General features: G+C 36.3%; 22 protein-coding genes and 1 tRNA gene. 11 read left to right on the forward strand and 12 right to left on the reverse strand.

Annotation, left to right across the window (positions count from 1 at the left end):
• Positions 1-372 precede the first annotated feature (372 nt).
• Positions 373-2,994 (forward strand): bifunctional acetaldehyde-CoA/alcohol dehydrogenase, encoded by a 2,622-nt coding sequence (gene adhE / locus QJV27_RS09000; protein WP_281448590.1) that lies wholly within the window; start codon positions 373-375, stop codon positions 2,992-2,994.
• Between the two features lie 180 nt (positions 2,995-3,174).
• Here the strand turns inward: adhE and tyrS are convergent, their stop codons facing one another.
• Positions 3,175-4,422, reverse strand: a complete 1,248-nt coding sequence (tyrS, locus tag QJV27_RS09005) for a tyrosine--tRNA ligase (protein WP_281448591.1) — start codon at positions 4,420-4,422, stop codon at positions 3,175-3,177.
• Between the two features lie 77 nt (positions 4,423-4,499).
• Entirely contained in the window at positions 4,500-4,937 is a 438-nt protein-coding gene (locus QJV27_RS09010) for a hypothetical protein (protein WP_281448592.1), read from the reverse strand.
• A 171-nt stretch (positions 4,938-5,108) separates the two neighbouring features.
• Here QJV27_RS09010 and QJV27_RS09015 point away from each other — a divergent pair, with 171 nt between their 5' ends.
• The 4 genes from QJV27_RS09015 to QJV27_RS09030 all read left to right on the forward strand — a co-directional run bounded on the left by QJV27_RS09015 (position 5,109) and on the right by QJV27_RS09030 (position 9,347).
• Positions 5,109-5,531, forward strand: coding sequence for a 5-fold beta-flower protein (locus QJV27_RS09015; RefSeq protein ID WP_281448593.1), 423 nt, complete (start codon positions 5,109-5,111; stop codon positions 5,529-5,531).
• Between the two features lie 110 nt (positions 5,532-5,641).
• Positions 5,642-6,118, forward strand: a complete 477-nt coding sequence (locus tag QJV27_RS09020; protein ID WP_281448594.1) for a 5-fold beta-flower protein — start codon at positions 5,642-5,644, stop codon at positions 6,116-6,118.
• Positions 6,119-6,173: 55 nt separating this feature from the next.
• Positions 6,174-7,871 (forward strand): aminodeoxychorismate synthase component I, encoded by a 1,698-nt coding sequence (gene pabB / locus QJV27_RS09025; protein WP_281448595.1) that lies wholly within the window; start codon positions 6,174-6,176, stop codon positions 7,869-7,871.
• Positions 7,872-8,072: 201 nt separating this feature from the next.
• A complete protein-coding gene (locus QJV27_RS09030) occupies positions 8,073-9,347 on the forward strand; it encodes a mechanosensitive ion channel family protein (protein WP_281448596.1) in 1,275 nt (424 codons plus the stop codon).
• A 124-nt stretch (positions 9,348-9,471) separates the two neighbouring features.
• Here QJV27_RS09030 and QJV27_RS09035 read toward each other — a convergent pair whose 3' ends face one another.
• From QJV27_RS09035 to QJV27_RS09050, 4 genes are all read right to left on the reverse strand, one after another.
• A complete protein-coding gene (locus QJV27_RS09035; protein WP_281448597.1) occupies positions 9,472-10,335 on the reverse strand; it encodes an energy transducer TonB in 864 nt (287 codons plus the stop codon).
• The gene (exbD, locus tag QJV27_RS09040; RefSeq protein ID WP_281448598.1) at positions 10,332-10,757 is read right to left on the reverse strand and encodes a TonB system transport protein ExbD; all 426 of its coding nucleotides are present in this window, start codon (positions 10,755-10,757) and stop codon (positions 10,332-10,334) included. Before exbD ends, QJV27_RS09035 begins: the two co-directional genes overlap by 4 nt.
• Entirely contained in the window at positions 10,757-11,479 is a 723-nt protein-coding gene (gene exbB, locus QJV27_RS09045) for a tonB-system energizer ExbB (RefSeq protein ID WP_281448599.1), read from the reverse strand. The genes exbD and exbB overlap by 1 nt, the downstream gene beginning before the upstream one ends.
• A gap of 166 nt (positions 11,480-11,645) precedes the next feature.
• Positions 11,646-12,212: a biliverdin-producing heme oxygenase gene (locus QJV27_RS09050; RefSeq protein ID WP_281448600.1), complete on the reverse strand. Its 567-nt coding sequence runs from the start codon at positions 12,210-12,212 to the stop codon at positions 11,646-11,648.
• A 192-nt stretch (positions 12,213-12,404) separates the two neighbouring features.
• On the opposite strand from QJV27_RS09050, the gene QJV27_RS09055 reads away from it, so the two are divergent.
• From QJV27_RS09055 to QJV27_RS09065, 3 genes are all read left to right on the forward strand, one after another.
• Positions 12,405-14,675 (forward strand): TonB-dependent hemoglobin/transferrin/lactoferrin family receptor, encoded by a 2,271-nt coding sequence (locus QJV27_RS09055; protein WP_281448601.1) that lies wholly within the window; start codon positions 12,405-12,407, stop codon positions 14,673-14,675.
• 455 nt (positions 14,676-15,130) lie between these two features.
• Positions 15,131-15,358 carry a hypothetical protein gene (locus QJV27_RS09060; protein ID WP_281448602.1) on the forward strand — a complete coding sequence of 76 codons (228 nt, stop codon included), beginning with the start codon at positions 15,131-15,133 and terminating at the stop codon, positions 15,356-15,358.
• Positions 15,359-15,688: 330 nt separating this feature from the next.
• Positions 15,689-15,764 (forward strand) — tRNA-His (locus tag QJV27_RS09065).
• A gap of 23 nt (positions 15,765-15,787) precedes the next feature.
• Here QJV27_RS09065 and QJV27_RS09070 read toward each other — a convergent pair.
• Positions 15,788-16,657, reverse strand: a complete 870-nt coding sequence (locus QJV27_RS09070; RefSeq protein WP_281448603.1) for an NAD(P)H-binding protein — start codon at positions 16,655-16,657, stop codon at positions 15,788-15,790.
• 179 nt (positions 16,658-16,836) lie between these two features.
• Between QJV27_RS09070 and rplM the strand changes: the two genes are divergently transcribed.
• Together rplM and rpsI are read left to right on the forward strand one after the other, a co-directional pair.
• Positions 16,837-17,319 carry a 50S ribosomal protein L13 gene (gene rplM, locus QJV27_RS09075; RefSeq protein WP_281448604.1) on the forward strand — a complete coding sequence of 161 codons (483 nt, stop codon included), beginning with the start codon at positions 16,837-16,839 and terminating at the stop codon, positions 17,317-17,319.
• 5 nt (positions 17,320-17,324) lie between these two features.
• Positions 17,325-17,819, forward strand: coding sequence for a 30S ribosomal protein S9 (gene rpsI, locus QJV27_RS09080; protein ID WP_281448605.1), 495 nt, complete (start codon positions 17,325-17,327; stop codon positions 17,817-17,819).
• Between the two features lie 629 nt (positions 17,820-18,448).
• Here rpsI and QJV27_RS09085 read toward each other — a convergent pair.
• From QJV27_RS09085 to QJV27_RS09095, 3 genes are all read right to left on the reverse strand, one after another.
• Complete coding sequence (locus QJV27_RS09085; protein WP_281448606.1) at positions 18,449-19,477, reverse strand: SEL1-like repeat protein; 1,029 nt, start codon at positions 19,475-19,477, stop codon at positions 18,449-18,451.
• A 78-nt stretch (positions 19,478-19,555) separates the two neighbouring features.
• Complete coding sequence (locus QJV27_RS09090) at positions 19,556-20,704, reverse strand: SEL1-like repeat protein (protein ID WP_281448607.1); 1,149 nt, start codon at positions 20,702-20,704, stop codon at positions 19,556-19,558.
• Positions 20,705-20,799: 95 nt separating this feature from the next.
• Complete coding sequence (locus QJV27_RS09095; RefSeq protein WP_281448608.1) at positions 20,800-21,933, reverse strand: SEL1-like repeat protein; 1,134 nt, start codon at positions 21,931-21,933, stop codon at positions 20,800-20,802.
• Positions 21,934-22,308: 375 nt separating this feature from the next.
• On the opposite strand from QJV27_RS09095, the gene argC reads away from it, so the two are divergent.
• On the forward strand, positions 22,309-23,226 hold the full coding sequence (gene argC / locus QJV27_RS09100; RefSeq protein ID WP_281448609.1) for an N-acetyl-gamma-glutamyl-phosphate reductase: 918 nt from the start codon (positions 22,309-22,311) through the stop codon (positions 23,224-23,226).
• A 55-nt stretch (positions 23,227-23,281) separates the two neighbouring features.
• Here the strand turns inward: argC and QJV27_RS09105 are convergent, their stop codons facing one another.
• Positions 23,282-24,064, reverse strand: coding sequence for a hypothetical protein (locus QJV27_RS09105; RefSeq protein ID WP_281448610.1), 783 nt, complete (start codon positions 24,062-24,064; stop codon positions 23,282-23,284).
• 106 nt (positions 24,065-24,170) lie between these two features.
• Complete coding sequence (locus tag QJV27_RS09110) at positions 24,171-25,718, reverse strand: alanine/glycine:cation symporter family protein (RefSeq protein WP_281448611.1); 1,548 nt, start codon at positions 25,716-25,718, stop codon at positions 24,171-24,173.
• Positions 25,719-25,813: the final 95 nt, after the last annotated feature.

A 25,813-nucleotide genomic window follows, 5' to 3' on the forward strand; every position in this document is an offset into this window, starting at 1 on the left:
AAAATTTTTCATAATATGGTTTAAAAATAGAAAAAAACATTATTAAATTTTTTATAAGATATAAAATTCATAATATTATTACAGGTTATATTAGGAATTTAAAATTTATTTATAAAATAATATAAAAAAAGTATTTAAAATAAATTTTTATGAACTGAATATTTTAATTAGAATATTTAATTTAATCAAGAAATTTTTGTTAAAAATGGCGTGATTAAATGCTTGGACAATAGCTTATAATTAGCTAATATTTATTTATAATTTTCGATAATATGACAAGTTTTTATGGTTCTTTACCTAAAAGATTTGAATAATTTTAGATTTTAGAAAAATTATTATTTAAGCGTTTTTAATAGAATTAGGAGATTTTTAATGACAGTCACGAATTTATCGGAGCTGGATACCCTAATTGCCAAAGTAAAAAAAGCCCAAGATATTTTCTCTTCTTATTCACAAAAGCAGATTGATAAAATATTTATGGTAGCTGCCAAAGCAGCCTTTGCTCAACGTATTCCTTTAGCACAACAAACTGTTTTGGAAACAGGGATGGGAATTGTTGAAGATAAAGTAATTAAAAATTCATTCGCAAGCGAATATATATTAAATAAATACAGAAATGATAAAACCTGTGGTGTTGTTTCTGAAAATAAAGCCTTTGGTACTGTAACCTATGCCGAACCAATGGGTATACTTTGTGGAATTATTCCGACTACAAACCCGACATCTACCGCTATTTTTAAAGCATTGATCAGTTTAAAAACTCGTAACGCGATTATTTTTTCCCCGCATCCTCGTGCAAAAAAATGTACCATTGCAGCCGCAAAAGTCGTCTTAGATGCAGCAGTTGCAGCAGGGGCACCCAGGGATATTATTGGTTGGATTGACGAGCCTTCGGTAGAATTATCTAGTGCAATTATGCAGCATCCACAGATTGCAGCGATTTTGGCAACAGGTGGTCCTGGAATGGTAAAAGCTGCCTATAGCTCAGGCAAGCCTGCAATTGGGGTGGGGGCAGGAAATACACCCGTCGTTATTGATGATAGTGCTGATTTAAAACGCACAGTTTCTTCTATTTTATTGTCTAAAACTTTTGACAATGGGATGATTTGTGCATCAGAGCAAGCAATCGTTGTCGTTGCATCTGTTTATGAAGAGGTAAAGCAATTATTAAAAGAATATGGTGCGCATATCTTAAATACCAATGAAACAAAAGCAGTGCGTAGTATTATTCTAAATGAAAAGGGTTCTTTAAATGCAGAGATTGTAGGTCAATCAGCGTTTAAGATCGCTGAACTTGCAAAAATTAAAGTTCCCGTAAAAGCTAAAATTTTAGTAGGTGAGGTTACTAAGGCTGAACATAGTGAACCTTTTGCTCATGAAAAACTATCTCCGGTACTTGCGATGTTTAAGGCTAGCGATTTTAATGAAGCTGTAGATATTGCAAAGAAATTGGTGGATATGGGGGGGCTTGGTCATACATCTGTATTATATACAGATCAAGAAAAATGTCAGGATCGTATTGATTATTTTAGCGGTAAAATGCAAACGGGCAGGGTACTGATTAATCAACCTGCGGCCCACGGTGCAATTGGGGATATTTATAACTTTAATTTAGCTCCATCTCTGACGTTGGGATGTGGGGCTTGGGGTAAAAACTCTGTTTCAGAAAATGTTGGTCCTAAGCACCTTCTCAATACTAAAGTGATTGCCAAGAGAGCAGAAAATATGTTGTGTCACATCATTCCCAGTTCTATTATTTTCCGTCGTGGTTCTTTGTTGCCCGCGTTGGATGCAGTTGCAACCCAAGGGGCCAAACGTGCTTTTATTGTAACGGATTCATTTTTGTATGAAAATGGATATGTGAAACAAATTGTGGATCAATTACAAAGTCATGGGGTTATTTGTGAAGTTTTTTATGAGGTAAAGGCTGATCCAGTTCTAAGTATTGTGCGTAAGGGTGCACAGGCAATGCAATTATTTAAGCCCGATACAATTATCGCCCTTGGTGGTGGATCGCCCATGGATGCGGCAAAATTGATGTGGGTTTTATATGAACATCCAGAGACTAATTTTGAGGATTTATCATTACGATTTATGGATATATCCAAACGTATTTGTCGTTTCCCAAAAATGGGGGAAAAAGCCAAACTGATCTGTATTACGACAACATCTGGTACAGGATCAGAAGTTACACCTTTTGCTGTAGTTACCGATGATGAGACAGGACAGAAATACCCATTGGCTGATTATGCTTTGACCCCACATATGGCTATTGTTGATGCAAATCTAGTTATGGATATGCCTAAATCCTTATGTGCTGCAGGTGGGTATGATGCGATTACTCATGCTTTGGAAGCATATGTTTCCGTCCTAGCCAGCGAATTTTCAGATGGTCAGGCTTTACGAGCGCTGGGACTACTAAAAACGTATTTGTTGGCAAGTTATACTGAAGAGGCTAAAAACCCTGTTGCTAGGGAAAAAGTACATAGCGCAGCAACCATCGCAGGAATCGCCTTTTCTCAGTCCTTTCTAGGGATTTGTCATTCTATGGCGCATAAGATTGGGGCAGCGTTTCATATCCCCCATGGCATTGCCAATGCGATTTTAATCAGCAATGTTGTCCGGTTTAACGCGACTAATAATCCAACTAAACAAGCAGCATTTAGTCAGTATGGGCATCCCCAAGCAGTGGAACGCTATGCCCAAGTTGCTGATTACTTAGGATTAACTCATCAATCTGATACAGAATCGGTTAAAGTTAGTAAATTGATTGCATGGTTGGAATCCTTAAGAGCAGAGCTTAATATTCCTGCTTCCATTCAAGCATTTGGTATTGGAGAAAAAGAGTTTTTAGATCGCGTCGATCAACTGGCTTTGGATGCATTTGATGATCAGTGCACAGGCGCTAACCCCCGTTATCCTTTGATTGCAGAGTTAAGACAGATCTTATTAGATTCTTATTATGGTCGTCCCTATCAAGATGAAAAGGAATAGGGACCGAGAGATATTTTAGGTTACCTCGTATCTTTGGCCTTGTTCTTTAAATCAAAAGAACAAGGCTTTTTTTTAGAAGGCTACAACTTATGGTTATGATATTATTTAGATTCAGATAACTTCTTACTTATTTAGACAGTAAAATATCAGTTACGTTTTGTGATATCCATTTCAAATAAGTTACTGAAATTTAACCAATAGGTGTATTTTACGACCTGCAGATAACTTTAAAACATTTTCATGCAAGTCATTTGTGGTTATGATTTGTCCTTCGTCTTCAATTTTTTGATCATTTAATTTGGCACCTCCTCCACGAATTAGACGTCTGGCTTCAGCGTTACTGTTGCTTAGATGGCTGAGGGCAAATAATTTAAAGGCTGGGATTCCAACTGCCAATTCACTGGCGGGTAAGGTAATTTCAGGTAAACCTGTTTGTGCCAATTTCCCCTGTTCAAATGTTTCCTGTGCTGCTTGTTGTGCTTGCTCTGCAGCTGCTCTATTGTGACAGATTGCTGTTACTTCGGTTGCTAAAATTTTCTTTGCTTCGTTGATCTCAGCACCAGGTAACGCGGCAAGACGCTCACATTCTTCAATTGGAAGATCCGTAAAAAGTTTCAGGAACTTTCCAACATCAGCATCTTCTGTATTACGCCAAAATTGCCAAAAATCGAATATTGAACATTTTTCAGCATTTAACCACACGGCACCTTTGGCTGTTTTCCCCATTTTTGCACCAGAGCTGGTTGTTAAAAGAGGGGCGGTTAATCCAAAGACTTGTTTACCTTCCATGCGTCGAACCAATTCAACCCCAGAAACAATATTGCCCCATTGATCAGAACCACCCATTTGTAAGACAGTACCATAACGGCGATTTAATTCACGAAAATCGTAGGATTGTAGAATTGAATAATTAAATTCAAGAAATGATAATCCTTGTTCACGATCCAGACGCGTTTTAACAGAATCAAAAGATAGCATGCGGTTAACAGAAAAATGAATTCCTACATCTCGTAAAAGCTCAATATAAGGCAGTTTTTTTAACCATTCGGCATTATCGACCAATATTCCGCTGTTTGGTCCATTATCGATGGTGACAATTTGTCGAATATTTTGTTCAATTCCTTTTAAATTGGCATCAATAACTTCTTGGGTCATCAAGCTGCGTGCTTCTTCACGGAAAGAAGGATCACCAATTTGTGCGGTTCCTCCACCCAATAAGGCAACAGGTTTATGTCCGTGTTTTTGCAGTAAACGCAATAACATAAGTTGTACTAATGATCCGACATGCAAGCTGTCTGCGGTTGGATCAAAACCGATATAAGCAGAGATTTGACCTTTTGATAAAGCTTCATCTAATCCTTCAAGATCAGTTGCTTGGAAAATAAACCCTCTTGCTTGGGCTTCTTGTAAAAATGAACTTTTAGGCATGGTTATCAAATCTCAATAAAACAATTAAAGTAATAAATAGTTAACATGAAACAGGATCAGGTTAAATGCAATGCTTTTTATTTATCCGATGGTATGGGAATAGGGGGAATATAAGACATCTTGGTTGGATCAGTAATTTTTACGTGTTGCTGAAAGGTGGATCGTGACTGATTTAAAACAGCAGACGGAGGAGGAGTATGACTATTTGGGGTGCCATTACCATAGTGATCTAAAGTTTTTTGATGTTGAGTTAAGGCTGGGTGGGGCCTCTTTGTGTAAACACCCCCCTCTTCGATATAGGGGTCAGGATGCGTATGCCATCCAGAATGTCGTAAAGGATTCTTTGATTTTCTTTTAGCAGGTTTTAAAGGGGGCGTTGCATGGTAAGTTGCTTTTTCTTGTGACGAAGTAGCAGTAAGATGATTTGTCCATTGTTCTTGCGCAAAAACAGAATGTATTGGGGTTACACAAAGTGATACTCCAAAGACCCATAGAGAAAATTTACAAAATTTCATATTCAACTCATAACATTGAGAAGCAAAGATAGAAGAATAATATTCTTATATGATACGTGTAAGTTGAACAAGATTTTATCTGCACCCTTCAAATATGTTTCATTTTGTCCTGATATTGGAAGAATGATATAAATGATTAATCATTATTTTATTACAAAGGAGTATAGGTAGATGAAAAACTTTAAATATTTATTGGTTGGATTGCTGTGTGGTGCCAGCTTTTTATCATCTGATGTGTGGGCACAAATGCAGGGCGGAATATATAACCGTTCAGGGACGTATCAGGGACGTATGGATTCAAAAGGCAGTGTATATAACCGTTCAGGGACGTATCAGGGGCGTATGGATTCAAAAGGCAGTGTATATAATCGTTCAGGGACGTATCAGGGACGTATGGATTCAAGTGGTAGTATGTATAATCGTTCGGGGACGTATCAGGGGCGTATGGATTCAAATGGCAGCGTATATAATCGTTCGGGGACATACAGAGGAAGGGTGGATGCCAGTGGGAATGTTTACGATCATTCTGGCGTTTATAAGGGACATGTTGATCCTCAACACCGTCAAACAGGATTATCCTTGTTACCACATTAGTTCTTTTATAACAGATTAATGTCATTTTGTGTATTTAGGATGATATAATCAACTTTTTATTTTTGTAATATTTTGCGTAATAGCGATACACTCAATGTAAAGAGAAAAAAATGAAATTAAATACTATATTTTTATGTCTATCTATTGGGATTTTATCATTAAAGGGAGGCATATCATCAGCTGCTTTGGCAGCAGATACCTCGTATAATAATGTTGCTCCAGTTAATAATCCTGGTCATGTTAGTATTCGTATTCAAAAAATTGATCAGGCTGGTTATATATACAACGTTGATAACTTGTGTATTGGTAAAATCAGTAAGGATGGCAATATTTACAACGGTAATAATATCAGCGTTGGTAGGATTTATTCGAATGGTTATCTTTACAACAGTAAAAATGATAATATTGGCAGGGTTAACAAAAAGGGAAATATTTTTAATATGAACAATGTTAACATCGGTATGGTTGATAAAAAGGGAAAAGTATATACCACAAATAACGAATATGTTGGTGAGGTTGCGTCTAAATACAGAAATGCCGCGACATTATTGTTGTTGTCGCAGGAAAATAATCCATTTTCCATGTAATTTATAAAATAATATCATAAATATATAGTGTTTTTTTCCAAGCAAGTTGATTTATATGAAGTTTCGTTTTGATTTTGCAGATTATCGTTATTGTTTTGAAAAACCATTATATAAAATTGCAACCAACAAATTGGACGAGGTTATATCCTGTTTACATCAGGTTGAACAAGCTGTTGCTAAAGGATACTATGCCGCAGGATTTATCAGTTATGAAGCAGCACCCGCATTTCGTTCTTATTTAAAGACGCACCCCCCTAGTGATTTTCCATTGATATGGTTCGGAATCTTCGATCAACCTGTGGCTGCAACCACTTTTGGTAAAAATATAGGATCTTTGTCCCACCCCCAATGGTTTGAGAATGTTTCATGGGAAGAATACCGCCAAGCAATTGAAAAAATACAGCACCATATTGCCATTGGGGATACATATCAGGTTAATTATACTCTGCGTATGTATGCTCAATTTAAGCAAGATCCATACGCATTTTATCTCCACTTATTGAAAGCGCAACAGGCTAATTACAGTGCGTATTTAGATATAGGATCCTATCAAATTTTATCAGCGTCCCCTGAATTATTTTTTGAATTCAAAGAAGGTACTATTATTACAAAACCGATGAAAGGTACAGCCCCAAGGGGAGTGACAAATGATGAAGATGATGCCAATCAACGGATATTACACAACGAAAAAAATCACGCTGAAAATTTAATGATAACGGATTTATTGCGTAATGATTTGGGGCAAATTGCGTTACAGGGGTCTGTGAATGTACCTAATCTGTTTACAGTAGAAAAATATCCTACTGTTTGGCAACTAACATCAACAGTAACAGCATCTGTATCAACAACAATGACGGTAACTGAAATATTACAAGCTTTATTTCCTTGTGGTTCTGTGACAGGGGCACCCAAAGCAAAAACAATGGACATCATCTGTCAATTAGAAAAAGAGCCTAGAAATATATATTGCGGTGCACTTGGGATTATAACCCCCAATCAACAAGCTATTTTTTCAGTTCCTATACGAACGATGATTATTGATAAAGATCAAGCAGTTTACGGTGTTGGCGGTGGGATTACATGGGATTCGACCTCAAAGGATGAATATGAAGAGATTATTCATAAGGCACAAGTGTTGTATCAATCGAAAATCCCTGACCAATTATTAGAAACTCTGTTATTAGAAAATGGAAATTATTTTTTATATGACTATCATCTTGATCGTTTGAAAGAGTCTGCACATTATTTTAATTTCTCATATGATTTTTTATCTATTAAAAAGGTTTTGGCACAACTTGCACAAAACCATCCTCATGGATCATGGAAAATTCGGCTATTATTAACTGCTACAGGTAAAGTAGAAACCCAAATAAGTGAAGTTTTCCCTATTTTATCTTCTTTGCGTGCAACGTGGTCACCAATGGGTATGCACAGCCGAAACACCTTTTTATATCATAAAACTACGCAACGTGAATTTTATCCTAAAGTGTCTATGGATCAGGAGTGTTTGTTATTTAACGAACGTAATGAGGTGACAGAATTTGTCAATGGGAATGTTATTTTGTATAAGGAGGGGGAATGGATTACCCCTGTTTGTAGATCAGGTTTATTAAATGGAACAATGCGCCAGTATTTACTAGAACAAAATAAAATTAAAGAAGCAGTGATTTATAAAAAAGATATTCAGCCTGGCTGTAAAATGGCTTTTATTAACAGTGTTAGAAAGTGGCGCAATGTTATTTGGGAAGTGTAAAAGATTATCATTTTTATAATGATTCTTAAAATATTCACTCATTTAGTTTGTGTTGACAAATTTTTACCACTATTGTTTGAGCAATATTACTGAGAATGGTTCTTATATTCAAATCAGAACAAATAGCGGTACATCATAATGATTACATAGGAAATGCATAAAGATGCTTTCTTTTAAAAAAATTTAAATATGGAATTCTATATGCAACAGAAAATGATAGATCTTTTAGAAAAGACGGGCTTTAAATTTAATGAAATCACATTATTTTTAACAGCAATCGTTACGATTATATTGACAGCGGTCATTTTACACTTTGTTTTGCACAAAGTTGTTTTGGGACGTTTGGATAAATTTTCCAAAAAAAGTTCTCGTGTTTGGATGCAGGTTTTTACAGAAGACCAGTTATTTAATCGTTTAGCATTTACCGTACAAGGAGTTGTTTTACTGGCGCAAGTCAGTTTTTGGGTAAACAGATTCCCAGCTTTCTCTTTAGTTATTGTATGTACAAAGTTATGGATTTTGCTGTATGCATTATTATCTGTTTTTTCTTTCTTAAACATAGTTTTAAAAGTCTCTAATAAGTTAGGACTTTCAGAAAAACTGCCTTTAGGGGGGATATTTCAAGGAATAAAGTTATTATCTGCTTTATTTTTTGGAATATTAATGGTGTCTGCAGTTATTGATAAGTCCCCATTGGCGTTAATTACTGGTTTGGGAGCAATGGCTGCGGTAATTATGTTGGTGTTTAAAGATTCTATCTTAGGATTAGCAGCTGGGATTCAGTTGGCAGCAAATAACATGTTAAAAGTTGGCGATTGGTTAACCATGAGCAAATATGGTGCTGATGGAACGGTTACTGATATTGGATTAACCACTGTAAAAGTACAAAATTTTGATAATACAGTAACGATGTTGCCTACTTATGCGTTGGTATCGGATTCATTTATCAATTGGCGCGGTATGCAGCAATCTGGCGGGCGACGTATTAAACGATCAATTTTAATTGATGCCAATAGTATTCGATTTTTATCCAGTGCGGAACTTGAAGAACTATCAAAGAGTAAACTATTAAAACCGTATGTTACGAAAAAAATTGCAGAGTTAGAACAGTTTAATAAAGAAAAAGGATATGACTTAGACGCTTCAATTTTAAATGGTCGCCGACAAACAAACATAGGATTGTTTCGGGCTTATTTAGAGGAGTATTTGAACCAACATCCTGGCGTTCATCGTCATATGACCTGTATGGTTAGGCAAATGGAGCCTGAGTTTTCAGCACTTCCATTAGAAATTTATTGTTTTACAAATACAGTTGTATGGAAGGAATATGAAGAAATTCAATCTAGCATTTTTGATCATTCTTATTCAATCTTAAGTGCGTTTTTCTTAACAGCAGGACAAAGTGGTACTGGAAACAGTTCAACGGTTACATTAATTGAAAGACGTCAGCCTGAACAAATTAATGAAGGGGTCTAATTGCTAAGTCAAGTTACCTCAGAATAATAAAAAAACAGCGTTTTTGCGCTGTTTTTTTGGGTTGCTACATTAATCGCAGACCAAATTCTAAAGCTGATACAAAGTAAATTGCTTCAACTTAACGTTACAAATAAAATTCAATAGGTACATTTAACGTAATCGTATTGCCCGTGATGGCCTCTGGAGGAGCTGGTAATGAGTTTGCTCTACGAGATAGTGCCTGTGCTTCTGTGTCTAAAATTGTTGATCCTGAACTTTTTACAATTTTTGTGGATAGAATTTGCCCTTGCCGATTAATTGTTAATCGCAAAACCGTGGTTCCTTCGATGTGATCATTTTGGGCCTCAGAAGGATATCGTTTAAGACGCTCTAATTTTTTTAAAATATTACTTTGCCAGGTTGCAGGATCTGTTGAAGCATGTGAGCTTGAGGAGCTATGTGTTGAACTTTTTTGCGATGATTGCGTATTTGTTGATGATGGGGAGGATTGAGTTGTTGGCTGGCTGATTGTTGGTGATTGCTGTGTTGGGACGGGATGTGAGATTTTAGTATGACTAATTTTTTGTAATTTTTTAAACTTAGGAACTGCTATAGCAGGTGATGGTGCTTGAGGTGCTGTTATTTGTGGGGTTGTATCTGTTAAGGGCTGAACACTATCGGGTTCTTTGATTTCAGGTTGTGTGGATGTGGTCGTGGCGGTAGCCACAGTCGAAGCCGGTGAAGGTGGCGTTGGAATATCCGCAGAAAGATCAATCATCATTGCGGGAGGGGTCTGGGGAAGATTAATTTCTTTTGAATGCGGGTGAATATGGGTTGTAGCCCAAACTGAGGCTATAATTAAAGTGGTAGCGGTAATTAAAGACCAACTCCATATAATGCAATCCTGCTTACGTTTTTGACTATCGAGCATTTCCTGCCAACGAAGACAAGAACAGGATTTTTTTCGATAGGTATAGTCGTTGCTAATAACGAAAAAAGAGGTGTTCATGGCGTATTATTTTCCCCTTGTGCGTTAACCAATCCAACTTTTGAATATCCAGCTTGACGCAGCTGATTCATAACTTGGATTAGTGTGCCGTAATCAACTGTTTTATCTGCGCGTAAAAAAATGGTTTCTTCTTTGTTCCCTTTTGTAGCATCTGCTAATGCACTAACTAATGTATCTTTTTGAATAATTGTATCACCAAGTGCCAAGTCATGATTGGCTTGGATAGTCAAATAGACAGGCATTGTAGGCTGTGGTTTAGGTTGTTCGGTTGATGCTGGTAAATTTACGGGGATATTAACGGTGCTTAGGGGGGCTGCTACCATAAAAATGATTAATAGAACCAAGACCACATCAATAAAAGGAGTGACATTAATATCATTGACCTCGTGGGGCGTTTCATCATTGTGACGCATACGGATCATTACTTGTCTCCTGCTGATCTTACACCAAATTGAATAATTTGCCCTTTATTTTGTGGACTGGTCATTTGGCTTATATCACGCGAAACCAATCTCATAACTAATGTGCTTAGATCAGCGATATTGGCTTTGCAGCTGCTAATATGTCGTGAAAAAACATTATATAAAATAACAGCTGGGATTGCTGTAATCAACCCTAGTGCTGTTGCCAATAATGCCTCTGCAATTCCAGGGGCAACAACGGTTAAACTGGTTGCTTTTGCAGCAACAATGCCTGTAAAAGAAGTCATAATTCCCCAAACAGTACCAAATAATCCAATAAAAGGGGCCGTAGAACCAATTGTCGCTAGCAACCCTGTACCCCGAAGTAACCGGCGACCTTCGCTGGCTTCAACCCGTTCTAGTGCCATGGCAATTCGTTCTTTTAACCCTGTTGAATCATGGGTAAAACCTTTGGAGTAATGATATTCATCCAAAACAGACATCAGCATGGTGCTTGCAATTCCCTTGCTGTTTGTAATTTGTTCGTGATTAATAGTGCCAGATTGATGTAATTGATTTTGTTCAGAAATCAATTTTTTTCGGATTGAAAAAAGTTCGATTGATTTGGCAATACAAATTGTCCAACTTAATAAGCATCCAAAAAGCAATATAATCATTACAGCTTGAACAACGACATTAGCATTTACAAACATTTCCCATGGGGAAAAAGACAAGTTAGTCATGGGGAACACCTTGTTGATTTTGAATATCATAATTTATTTGGATGATACCCGATTAGAGTGACTTAAATAAAAATAATCGTATCAGGTGATTGAAAGATCTTTAAAGGAGCAAACCTGATACGATGCTAAAAATATACTAAAAAGGATAGTCCGTGTACTGCATGAGTTATGCAGTAATTTGATTGAGATATGTGAATACTCGATCAAATGTTTGTTCTGCTGCCTTTACTGCAACAGGAATATCGATATTTGCTGTATCAATTGCTTTTTGAAAAGAACGCCATGATACCCCACGACCCTCTTCATCAGGACCTAAATGACGTGCGCCGAACTGATCTGAAAGTCCAAATTTTTCAACGTGATGAAGTAGGTATTTTGCACCCAATTTTGATCCTTCTACGACGTATAATGCCCCAATTGCCGCTGATACATTTTGGATTTGTATGGGGGTAGGTGCTGTTGGGATTTCCATGTTTAAATCCAACATGTCTTCTTTTACTTTTTCAAAGCGATTACGCATAGTCAAATTGGGAATAATGGTTTTTAATTTTGCATGATCGTAAAGGGGTTTTGCATCGTTATGAATAAAATATTGTAAGGTTACAAATTTTTTATATGATTCTTGATTAGAAAATAATCCCAATCCCATAATATGTTCATCTAATTTGCTGTGCGTACTGCTGGTTCCCAGGCGTAACGCATAGGTAGGGGGTTGGTCTTTGACTTCAGACATTCAAATCTCCTGATTTTTAAAAAAATCATAAAATAGTTAATCACTTATTTACTTAAAAGTTATTACGAATCATTTGCAATAAAATCTATTTTTCTTTATACAAAAGTTGAGAATGATTTGCAATATCTTTTGCATATAATAATTATTCTCATATAAATAAGCGTTCTATTCTATTATTGTCTGTGGATTAAAATGAAATATGTTTTGACAAAATCTTGGTCAGTTGGGTTAATGACCTCTAGCTTTTTATGTTTATTGCCAGTGTCTGCATGGGCACAAGTAGGTCAGACCGATACTCAAGCTGTATCTTCTACGACTGAAACATCTGTGAATTTAAGTCCTGTTCGGGTCAAAGGAATTTCTGATCCTATTTTAAATTCAATGAAGATCGATCCTGACAAAGATTATACTAACGTTGGTAAATCAAGAGTTCTAACCACAACAATAACACGAGAAACATTAATAAATCGTCAAATTGATGACTTAGAAGACTTTTCAAGACGTGTAGATGCGTCCGTTAATTTTAATGAGGATAGTGCTAGTTTAAATATGCGTGGTTTGGATAGGAATCGTCTTTTGGTAACTGTTGATGGGATACGTCAACCGTTTTCAAATGACGGTGCTTATGCAGGTGGCTCTCCTACTCAACAAGGTGGGGTAGGGTATTTTGATTTTAATACAATGGGCGGTATTGATATTATCAAAAGTTCAGATTCTAGCTTTTTTGGAACAGGGGCTTTGGGGGGCGTTATAGCATTCCGAACATTAGATCCTGAAGATATTTTAAGACCTGGCGAAAAATTTGCGAACTCGACCAAAGCAACATACGCTGGACAAAAAGCTGCGGCTGTTTTAAATCAATCTTTTGCTGCACGTTATGGAAATACGTTGTTCTTGTTATCTGGAGGTTATCAAAATGGTAGCGAAACAGGGAATAGAGGCGAAACAGGTGGGCAAGGGAGGGATCGTACCAAGGCAAATCCTGCACATTATGTTCAAGGTAGCTTTCTAGGTAAAATCAGACATTATTTCTCTGGTGGACATCGTTTAGGGATTACAGGTGAATGGTATGATTTAAATAATCATGAACATACATTGACTTCTCAAACAGTTGTTGGACAAGATTATCATACGAATACAGAAAATCAACGGTCTCGATTCAGTGCTACTTATGATTACATTGCTGAAGATCCAAAAGATTTATTTGCTGAAGGTCATTTTACAGCTTATTGGCAAGACCAAAATACGATGACCAACACCACAAATTATAATTCTTTACGTCCAGCTAGTAATCAGTGGCAAGATTTGAAACTAAATACACAAACATATGGTGCGCTGGGTTCTGCGACAGTCAATGCATATACAGGGTCTGTGCATCATGCAATTACGTTTGGTGGTGAGGTCTATTTATCTGACTCAAGCCAAAAACAACGTGGTTGGCGCGCAACGCCAAGTGCATTTGTGCATAATAATTATGCAGATATGCCAGATGTTCATGGTACAGATTTAAGTGCTATGCTGCAAGACAGGATTTCTTTGGGACGTAATGATTGGTTGCATTTAACCCCAGGGGTTCGATTTGATTATTATAAAAGAGATCCTCATAATTCAAAAGATTATCAAAATAATCCGGGCTATACTGGATTACCGTCTGGTAGTAGTGGCTCTCGTTATTCCCCGAAATTTTTGGCAGAGGCAAGATTGGCAAAGAATTTAACTGCCTATGCGTTATATTCTCAATCTTATCGTGCACCAGTAGCAACAGATCAGTATTTATCTTATAGTACTGCGCCATTATATGCGGTTACAGGAAATCCTAATCTTAAAGCTGAAACAGGTCGAGGATGGGAAGTTGGTTTAAAATATGGTGATTCAAAACGTGGTGCTAATGTTGCGTTTTATGATAATTACTATAAAAACTTTATTGATATGATGGGCGTTACACCTTGCACTGGTTATCAATTTTGTTATGGATATACAAATCTAAAAGATGTGCGTATTTACGGGGTAGAGGCCAACGTCAATTGGGAACTTGATAAACATTGGCGTGGTTGGGGATCTTTTGCTTATACAAATGGTCGTAATACAGATATGAATTATAATTTGGCCTCTGTTGCACCATTCCGAGGTATTGTAGGGTTTGGCTATAAACAAGAAAATTGGGGAAGTGACCTTTCCAGTACCTTTGCTATTGCTAGAGATAATGCAAAATATTTAACCAGTACTGGCAGTTTAAGTAAGCAGTGGAATACACCAGGATACGTGATTTTTGATTGGACGGGTTGGTATCGTCCTTCGTTCTATAAACCTTTGAAAATCCAAGCTGGGATGTATAATATGTTTGACAAGAAATATTATAATGCAACCTCATTACCCATTGGACAATCAGCAAGTGGTATGCGTCAAGAATTCTATACCCAACCAGGAAGATATTTCAAAGTAACAGCACGCATTGACTTCTAAAAATAGTAGGCAGCTAAGATTAAAAAAGTGAAATGGTAAATATTTATCATTTCACTTTTTATATGGATAATAATGGTTCTTATTTGCGTTTAATAACAGAAATGCTGTTATATAACATCGTAAAAGTTAATGACTACGAATATGTCGAATTCGATTTTATTACCTATTACTGCAACTAATTTATAATCTCAAGTTGATAGTAAATTAGTTGTTTTAGATACAAACACAACACATAATAATAATGTATTTACATAAAGTTTGTAACAAACTGAGAGTAAAGGAGAGACCCATTTAAAAGCTAATGATTGGTATCAACGGGATTTAGTTCATTTAACAACTAATATATTACAGGACGAAATTCAGCAAGATTTTTCAAGTAATTAGTTAATGTCAGGTCGAGGTTATCAAGCAGTTCCTATCGAGCATCTTGATGGAAATGTCAGGTATCTAATACAATGGAATGGCAAGCACGTGATGAGACTATTGATACTATAGTGAATTACCTAAAGGACATATATCATGATATTTTAGGTCATGATTGCAATATTGACGCAATAGCTCATGAAGTAATGAAATATGTATTTCGAGATGATCCTCGTTTATCAGATTACAAGGATATGATGTTACGAGATTTGCGCAATAGAGTTATATATTCTCAAGAAGCATATGACAAGATTAATTAAATGACATCTTTCATTTATGGTCAACCAGTTAATAATGAAACAGTTTGGTTCTATCAAGAAAATCTTGCGAGTGGGTGGTTTTCAAGTTTAGAAGAGGTAAAAAGTCACCTCAGGTCTTCTCATGCAGCATAGATATATATATTGAACTATAGATATAAATTATTTTGTAGAGATAATTTTAGAATCGTAAAAAAAAGTATTTTATTTTTTGGTTACGGCCTGATTCAAAAAAGTTGTAGTAATATTTTTGTAATGATTTAAATGAAATATTTTTCATAAAAAGAATTGACTAAGAATTAAAAATTATAGTAAAGACAATTTCAGATTGTGGCGGACGTAGCTCAGTTGGTAGAGCGCCGGTTTGTGGTACCGGTTGTCGCGGGTTCGATCCCCGTCGTTCGCCCCATCTACATTTAATTTCCCCCAATATTATAATTTTGTTTGTTCAATTCCTGTTTTAAAATCTATAGGGGTAAAGCCCAGTTGTTCCTTCATCTCTGAGATATCAAAATCTTTATTTTCAGCCAAACGTTGGATTTCGTCGGTTTTGATGGTGGGAATAAAAGGTATAAGATATGTCAGTAATGCTGCTGCTTTTAAGAATATCATGGGGATTGGAATAAATGGTTTTGCTGGAATATTGGCCTGTTTTAAAATAATTTTAATAAATTCCTTATAAGATAATACTGTATTCCCAGCAATGACTAAACTATGTGGTCCATCCCAAGGTTTTGACAGTGCTGATAAAATTGCGCGGGTTATATCTGATTGATGAATCGGTTGTACTAAGGCTTTGCCCCCATTGGGTAGGGGGATAAAAGGTAAATGCTTTAATAAACTTGATAAACGTTGCACATTATTTTCCCCTTGAGATCCATAAATCATTGTAGGATGCAATATCACCCCGCGACGATTGCTTGATAAAAACGCTTTTTCTCCTGCTATAACGCCATTGCCATGCGAATCCGGCCACCGTGTAAATTTACGCGTACTACCTAAAAAGATATATGTCGCCTCTTTAGGTCCAGCTTCTAAAATGGTCGCACTATGTTTTGCGTGGGCTGTGCTGACAACATAAGCCGCGTCTTTTAAGGCATCGGCCAATGAAAGTGGATTATGTTTTAAATCAATGAGGCGATATTCGCCATTAAGATTACTTTTTTGCCATTTTTCAAGGTTCCTGATCAGAGAAATGACTTCGCAATTACGGGTTTGTAAAGCCTGAATCAGTGCTTTGCCAGAGCGACCAGTAGCACCGATAACGTGGATTTTCGTAGGAAGGGATTGGGAAAAATTCATCTAAGATTTCAATCAACTTTCGAAAAAAAATAGATTGCGGTAATATAATACCGCTTTAAAAAACACTGAAAAATAGATAAAAAATAAGAATGTTGTAAAAATTACTTGACGAAATCCTTTCGAATGTTAATAACAGGAATAATTTTATAAAGCTGCTTAATTAACGGAATTTAGAGTTAATGAAAACAACCATTTCGATTAAACCAGCGGAAGTAACAAAGAATTGGGTCCTAATTGATGCAAAAGACATCGTATTGGGCCGTCTTGCTACGATCGTTGCCAACCGTTTACGGGGTAAACATAAACCTCAATATACACCACATGTTGATTGTGGTGATAATATTATTATTGTAAACGCCGAAAAAATTGCTTTAACTGGTAAAAAAGTTGAACAAAAGAAGTTCTATTACCACACGGGTTATCCTGGTGGAATTAAAGAACGTACTATCACCCAACGTTTGACAGGTAAAAATCCTGAACATGTTGTGATCAAAGCTGTTGAACGGATGATCAGCCGTGGGCCATTACAACGTAAACAAATGAAAAATTTGTATGTTTATGCTGGTGAAACCCATCCACATGAAGCTCAACAACCTGTTAAGCTTGATGTTGCGGCGTTGAATCGTAAAAACAGTGTTATTAAACATAAAGTTGGAGCCTGAGGAATATGTCAGAGACTCAAGAACGTACAGGCAGCTTAGCTGATTTAAAAGGTGCCGTTGCTGATACTCCTTTGGCACAAGAAGCTGTTATTCGTGAACCAAAACGTGATCAATTTGGTCGTGCGTATGCAACTGGTCGTCGTAAGGACGCCGTGGCACGTGTATGGGTAAAGCCTGGTAAAGGTGACATTATTGTGAATGGTCGTGCAGTCGATGTATATTTTGCACGTCCTGTATTACGTATGTTGTTAAACCAACCTTTCCTTGTGACGGATCGTCAAGGGCAGTTTGATATTTATTGTACTGTCAGTGGTGGTGGTTTATCTGGTCAAGCTGGTGCCGTTCGTCATGGCTTAAGCCGTGCATTATGCAATTACGAACCAGAATTACGCGGTGCATTAAAAGCTGCTGGGTTCTTAACCCGTGATGCTCGTGTTGTTGAACGTAAGAAATACGGTAAAGCAAAAGCTCGCCGTTCTTTCCAGTTCAGCAAACGTTAAGATATACAGTTTTGTATTTCAAAAAGGCGGGAGAAAGGTCAAACTTTCTACCGCCTTTTTTATTTAGAATATTGATCTTGTAGTAGGTAAGTACAAAAAACCGTTAATCGAGAAAGTAAAAATCATCATCAAATATTTTGGAATTTCACAAGAATGATGCTGGGGGTTACCTGAACTGTTTTTTTAATCTCTCTTTATATACGTCTATGGAACCCGCTTCCTTTGAGGATTATTCTATTTTAATTAATAGCTATACTTTTTTTAAAAAATCTTCTATAGAACTTTAAAATTTAAACTTAAATCTCCGAAGATACAGGTTTAAGCTATAGAAATCGGTGTATATTGGTAAAGAGTATGTTCATCTAAGGTTCTTTCAGGTCAGATAGAATTTGTTTTTTATTAGTAGGAACAATTTTTGCCACAAATTTAAAAATGATATTGATGAAAGAAAATACCTTAGATATTTGAGATTATTGAATTTTTGATATTTTAGAAAATTTTTCTAAATTTATTAATAATATTTCTTCGATAAAATAAAGCCAATCTTCTTTCTAAATTAGCATTATTATCAACAAGAAATTGAGTGTACTTTAATTATAAAATACACTCAATTTTCAATCTATAGACATTTACTCTTCATTTAATTTTTTATAAGCATCACAGCCTTCTTGCAGCTGGTTTAAGCAAGCTTTTTGATAATATTCTTTGGCTTTTTCTTTATTTTTAAAAACGCCTGAACCATTTTCATACATCTCGCCCAGATTAAATTGAGCTTTTACATTTCCTTGGTTTGCTACTTTTGTAAAATACTCGATTGCTTTTGCATAATCCTTAGAAACGCCCAGACCGTCCCGATAGATTACGCCCAAATTATATTGAGCCAAAGCAAACCCTTTGTTCGCAGCTTTGGTAAAATATTCTATTGCTTTTGTATAATCTTGTGGAACACCAAGAGCAGCATAATACATCCCACCCAGATTAAATTGAGCCTCTACATTCCCTTGATTGGCTGCTTTTTCGAAATACTCGATTGCTTTTGCATAATCCTTAGAAACGCCCTGACCGTCCCGATAGAGTACACCCAGATTATATTGAGCTAAAGCAAACCCTTGGTTGGCAGCTTTGGTAAAATACTCTGCGGATTTTGTATAATCTTTTACACTATTTGGACCATTCATATAGATCATACCCAAATTAAATTGAGCCTGTATATCCCCTTGATTGGCAGCTTTAATAAAATACTCGATTGCTTTTGCATAATCTTTAGAAACGCCTTGACCGTCCCGATACATCACACCCAGATTATATTGAGCAGAAGCATATCCTTGATTGGCGGCCTTGGTAAAATATTCCAATGCTTTTGTATAATCTTGTGGAATACCTTGGGCACAATAATACATTTCGCCAAGATTATATTGAGCTAAAGCAAACCCTTGGTTGGCAGCTTTGGTAAAATACTCGATTGCCTTTGTGTAATTTTGTGCAACGCCTTTACCATCTTTGTACATCATGCCGAGTTTATATTGAGTCTCAACATCATTTTGATTTGCTTTTTGCTCTAATGTTGCAATGTCTTTTTGAGAATCGATAGCAAAAGCACTAGAGGTTACACATGAAAGACTTGTCGCTACAAATAAAATATATTTGAATATTTTCATAATTTAATATCCTGATAACCCCTCAATTACACAGACAAATTACACAATATGTTTAGTCTTTAATCTATAGATAATTTTTTACGCTTTAGTTAATCTTTCATAAGCATCACAGCCATCTTGATATCCATTTGAACAAGCCTGTTGATAATATTCCCTGGCTTTTTCTAAATCTTTTGGAACAGCTCCTCCATATTCATAGATTACACCAATACAATATTGTGCCTCTGCATGATCTTGCAGCGCAGCATCGATAAAATATTCCATTGCTTTGGCTTCATCTTTGGGGATGCCTTCTCCACGCCAATAGATTAACCCAAGATTATAGCACGCAGACGCATGACCTTGATCGACAGCCTTTTGGTACCATTCTATTGCTTTGGCAATATCTTGTGGAACGCCTTTTCCATGCTTATACATTCTGGCAAGATTATATTGTGCGCTCTCATCCTCTTGATCTGCAGCCTTTTGATACCATTCGATCGCTTTTTTATAATTCTGCCGCATACCTAAACCCTGTGCATACATTGTGCCAAGATTATATTGAGAATCTACATCCCCTTGATCCGCGGCTTTCTGATACCATTCCAATGCTCTTTTATAATTTTGCTCAACGCCTTGACCTACATAATATGCAGATCCAATTCTATATTGTGCGTAAACATGTCCTTGATCGGCTGCCTTTTGATACCATTTTAATGCGACATCAATATCCTGAGGGACATCTTCATCATTATTATATATTTCTCCAAGCTGAAATTGTGCTTCTGCATGTCCTTGATCCGCTGCTTTGCGGTACCATTCAATGGCTGTATTTATATTCTGAGGGACATTGCAAGCGCCTATGTTATATATTTCGCCAAGATGAAATTGTGCGTTGGCATATCCTTGATCTCCAGATCGTAAATAATAGAATATTGCTGTCAAATCATCTTTGGGAATACCCTCAGCATACTCATACATATGTGCCAAATGAAATTGAGCCTCTGCATCCTCTTGATCGGCTGCTTTTTGAAATAATTCACGAGCTTTATCATAATCTGGTGGAACGGAAATACCACTACTATAAAATTGCCCTAAAATTCTTTGAGCAACAGCATCACCTTGTGCTGCTTTTTGCTCTAACTCTGCAATATCTTGTTCACTGAGCTGGGAATGGGTTTTAGTAGATTGCGGTACTTTGCTTGTATTGCTTTTAATATTTGGAAAGATTTTTTTGAAAAAACTCATAATAAACGTTCCTTTAAATACCGCGCGTCCTTAGCAGAATTGTTTGATAATAAAATATTCTTTTATCATTATAAATACTTAAACTTATGAAAGTTTTATTCACCCTTCAACTGTTCATAAGCATCACAGCTTTTCTGATAGCCATTTGAACAAGCCTGTTGATAATATTCCAATGCTTTTTCTTTATCTTGCGGAACACCCATCCCGTTTTCATACATTACCCCAAGGTTATATTGAGCATTGATATGTCCTTGATTGGCAGCTTTGTTAAAATATTCTACTGATTTTAACGTATCTTGTGCAGTACCTCGACCATAATAATACATCCGACCAAGATTAAATTCGGCATCAGCATTTTCTTGATCTGCGGCTTTTTGATACCATTCAATTGCTTTTATATAATCCTGTGGAACACCACGACCATTCTCATATATTACACCCAACGTATTTTGAGCATTGATATGTCCACAGCTGCCCGCTTCATAATATAATTCAATTGCTTTTGCATAATCCTGAGACACACCTTGTCCATTTTCATACATCAGACCCAAATTAAATATAGCTAAGACATTCCCTTGGTTGGCGCTCTTAGTAAAATATTCAGCTGCCTTTTCATAATCTTGTGCAACGCCTTGCCCTGCATCATACATCGCACCCAGATCATTTTGGGCATCCACATTTCCTTGACCTGCAGCTTTGGTAAACCATTTGAGTGCCTTAGAATAATTCTGGGGTACATTTTGACCATGATAATATAAACGACCAAGATTATATTGTGCTAAAACATAGCCTTGTTCTGCGGCTTGGGTAAAATATTCTATTACTTTTGTATAATCCTGAGGCACACCCTTGGCATTTTTATACATCAAACCCAGAAAATATAGAGCCTTCGCAGACCCTTGATTACCAGCTTTTTGGTAATATTCTATTGCCTTTTCATAATCTTGTGGAACGCCTTGTCCTTCTTCATACATCGTAGCAAGGTGATACTGAGCATCTATATGTCCTTGATCGGCTGCTTTATAATACCATTTTGCTGCTTGAACAAAATCTGGGTGATTATCATATATCATCCCAAGATTATATTGAGCATTTATATCTCCTTGATTGGCTTTTTGCTCTAATTCTTTGATATCTTGCTCATTTTGCTGACAATCAATATTAACAGATTGTGACGTTTCGTTCGTATTATTTATTAAATTAGAAAGTATTCCTTTTAAAAAACTCATAATCGAACTATTTCCTTTGAAAGATAGATATTTTATTCGTGCTTTATTTAGACAATAAATACTTATACTCTAAATCAAAGTATTAATCGTTTTATTTGTTCTTTAACCTTTATAAGCATCGCACCCAGATTATATTGAGCATAGATATCTCAAGGAATTTCCTCATATCTTAATAATTTTGAAACATAAAAAGGTAAATTTCTTATCGTAAAATTATGCTTTATTATGCAGGAATATTTTGAAAAATTTTGAAAGTAAAATGATTTTTGTTCAGATATATAATGGGGAATAAATAAAGGTAGTAGATGTCATTGATTATTTCAGCAACTTTGTCATATAGTCAAACATTAATTTATTTTTGAATAAAGGTGCATCATGTCACAAATGCCAAAGATTTTCATTGATGGTGAATATGGAACAACGGGTTTAGGAATTCGTCAACGCTTGGGCAACTTGCCTGTGCAAGTCTGTTCTATTCCTGTTGAACAACGCCATGATATGAAAAAGCGTTTGGACATGATGGCGCAAGTGGATTTGGTTGTTTTGTGTTTGCCTGATGATGCATCGCGGGAATCAGTGGCTGCTATTCAATCCTTGTCAGGACATCACCCCAAGGTTTTAGATGCCAGTACTGCGTTCAGAACTCATCCAGACTGGGTCTATGGATTTGCTGAGTTGGATTTGGGACAGGCAGAGAAAATTAAATCTGCACCATTGGTTGCTAATCCTGGGTGTTATTCCAGCGGTGCAATTGCGTTACTCCATCCTTTGGTCAAAGCAGGCATTATTGCACAAGATTATCCACTGACGATTAATGCTGTTAGTGGTTATAGTGGTGGGGGAAAGCAAATGATTGCCTCTTATGAAGTTACAAAAGATGCGCCACCTTTTATGCTTTATGGATTAAGTTTGCAGCATAAACATTTGCCAGAGATTGTGCATTATGCGGGATTAAGTCGTGAGCCAATATTTGTTCCTTCTGTTGGAAATTTTGCTCAAGGGATGATAGTTTCTGTTCCATTGCATATAGATACGTTGTCCAATGATGCTGATGTGAGTGACATTAGGCTTTGTTTAAAACATCACTATGAAACAGCAGAATTTGTTCGTTTTATGAAGGATCAACCTGCGAAACTAGCAGGGGATATGTTGGCACACACCGATCAAATGGAATTACATATTCATACAAATGAGCGCAAAGATATGGTGGTGTTAACCGCAACTTTTGATAATCTTGGTAAAGGTGCTTCTGGCGCAGCGATACAGAATATTCGGTTGATGCTGGGGGTGTAGATTGAATATAGGCTCATTTTTAATTTGATTTTAAGTGAGCCTTTTATTGTACATATTAATAAATTGTATCTATGATTCTTTTGGTATCACTTAGAAGATGATTGATTTGAGTTTGAGTAGGTTCTATTCCTCTGTTGTGATCGCATAAATTACGAACGTCTGCACAAGACATAATAAAACGTTCTTGAGGCACATCTATAACATCATTACTCCTTAGAATGACACATAAATCATTAATACCAGGATTTTTCTTGGAAATGGTAATATTATGTCTTTCACATAGTGCATGTAAATGTTTTTCAATAATAACACCGCAAATAGCACCAGCAGCTCTTAAGAAACCTTTTTTAGCAAGCTCTCTGGCAACTTCTATTTCAGAATCAAATAAATCTGCTTGTACAAGGGCTTTTAAATCAAGCAGTTTAGAGGAGAGCATTTCTTTAACTGCTTTGAGAATGCTTAGTTGTTGATAAAAAAAAGTAATAGTTTCTGAACAGTCCTTCCAACTTTTATAATTGTTTGTGAATAGGCTTCCTGTTGCTAATACTACAAATTTGTTATGTAGATAATCTTGTATTCTAAAATTGTCTTTTTTTAATGTTTCTCTATCCTCTTGATATTTATAGCATGATACAAATTCATCATGTCTGTTAGGTAAAATAGTTTTAATAATAATGTCAGCTTTAGAATACCATTGTTGGTAATGCTGTCTAAAAAATGTTTCTTGAAATATGGTATCTACAGCTTTGCATTCTTCTTGTATAGCTTGGTATAAATTTTCACCTTCCTCAATTAATTTATCAAGTTCTTCACAGAATGTTTTTTCTCTTGCTGTCATTGCAACCTACTTACATATTATTTTGATTTGCATATGGATGATATATGTTTCGTTCGAAAATATTATTGTTTTGATTGAAGGTGAGGGCGATGATAGGTGATTTAGATTACTTCACATCATCTTTTCCATTCCAACACTCTGTCGTAAATCCATATTGTTTAGAGTCAAAAGGTGTTCCTTTATTTTTTCGATAATCGGCTAATGCTTTGAGGACAAAGGGCAGTCCCAAAAGTAATAATGGGATATTTAAATACACCATAATAATATTCATCAGGTCAGAGATATACCATAAATTCCCCAGCTCTAATCCAGCTAGAATGGTTAAAATACCAAAGGGAACAAAGATCAAAGCCCCTAGGATACGAATGATGATAATAAAGCTGTTTTTTTTAGAAATAAAATTGGCGGAAATCTCGGCAAATGAAATCATTCCCAATAATGTGGTAAAAGCAAATAATCCATAACAAGCACACATAATAATTTCGACGCTGGTAGCCAAGAATGATGGTGTCAGTGCTTTGGCCGAGGTCAAATATAAGGTGATTTTTGAAGCTCTGACAGAATCCCATATCACACCATCAACAGAACCTGTCCAAACATGCGCCATAATCACAATAAAACCTGTCATGGTGCAAATAACCATCGTATCAAAAAATACCCCAAAGCTTTGAACAAATCCTTGTTCACAAGGGTGACGATTATTGGCAATCGCTGCGGCCATGGTGATGGTGCCTTGACCAGCTTCGTTTGACATTAATCCTCTTTTTACCCCTTGGACAAGGGCAGTGCCAATGGCTCCTCCAAAAATTGCATGGGGTGCAAAGGCACCAATGATGACCTCACGGAAAAAATAAGGGATTAACGGAAAATTAATCAGAATAATAATACTGGATATACCAATAAAGATGACTGCTTTGATGGGAACCAGAATATCAGAATACGCAACAACACGGCGAATGCCACCAAAGATAGTAAAGGCGCAGGTTATGACAAGAATAACTGCAATCGTATAATATAAGGTGGATTGATGGCTATATTGATGCCCTGTTGTGGCTTGTGCAATGGCACCAATGGCAGAGAATACGTTAAACGTTTGAGCAGGGATATTAAAGAGCGCATAGGTGATAAAGACGCACGATAAAAAGAAGCCAACAAAGTGGTTATTTCCAAGCAGGCGTTTTCCATAAAAAGGTAATCCACCAACAAATTCATCACCTTTCTTTTCTTTGAAAAGCTGTGCCAATACAGATTCAGTAAATGCTGATGCCATGCCAAAAAAGGCTGCAACCCACATCCAAAATAAAGCCCCCGGGCCGCCGATGGAGATAGCACCTGTAATTCCGACAATATTTCCTGGCCCTGCACGCATAGCCAGCCCCAGCATAAAAGAACCTATGGCACTGATCCCTTGTTGAGGAGATTGTCTGGCCAGCATAATTTTGATCGCAGGGGCAAAGCTATGTCGTTGAATAAAGCGCGTACGAATAGTGAAATATATCCCAACCCCTATCAATAAAATCACAGGGAAGGAGAATTGTCCTAAGATTGGGATATTTTTATACCAATTAATATTCGTCGGAAAATCCCAAATCGTATCGGTAATCGGGGCTAAAAACGCGAAAAATTGATTAATGAAATTGAAAATAGTATTCACAATAGGTACTCAAATTATTGGTGGTAATAATATAAATCGAATTGTTAGAAATTAATAGAAATTATACGAATGATGAAAATGATTCTGGTGCAGCC

Source organism: Commensalibacter oyaizuii (genome assembly GCF_029953265.1).
GTDB classification, from domain to species: Bacteria; Pseudomonadota; Alphaproteobacteria; order Acetobacterales; family Acetobacteraceae; genus Commensalibacter; species Commensalibacter oyaizuii.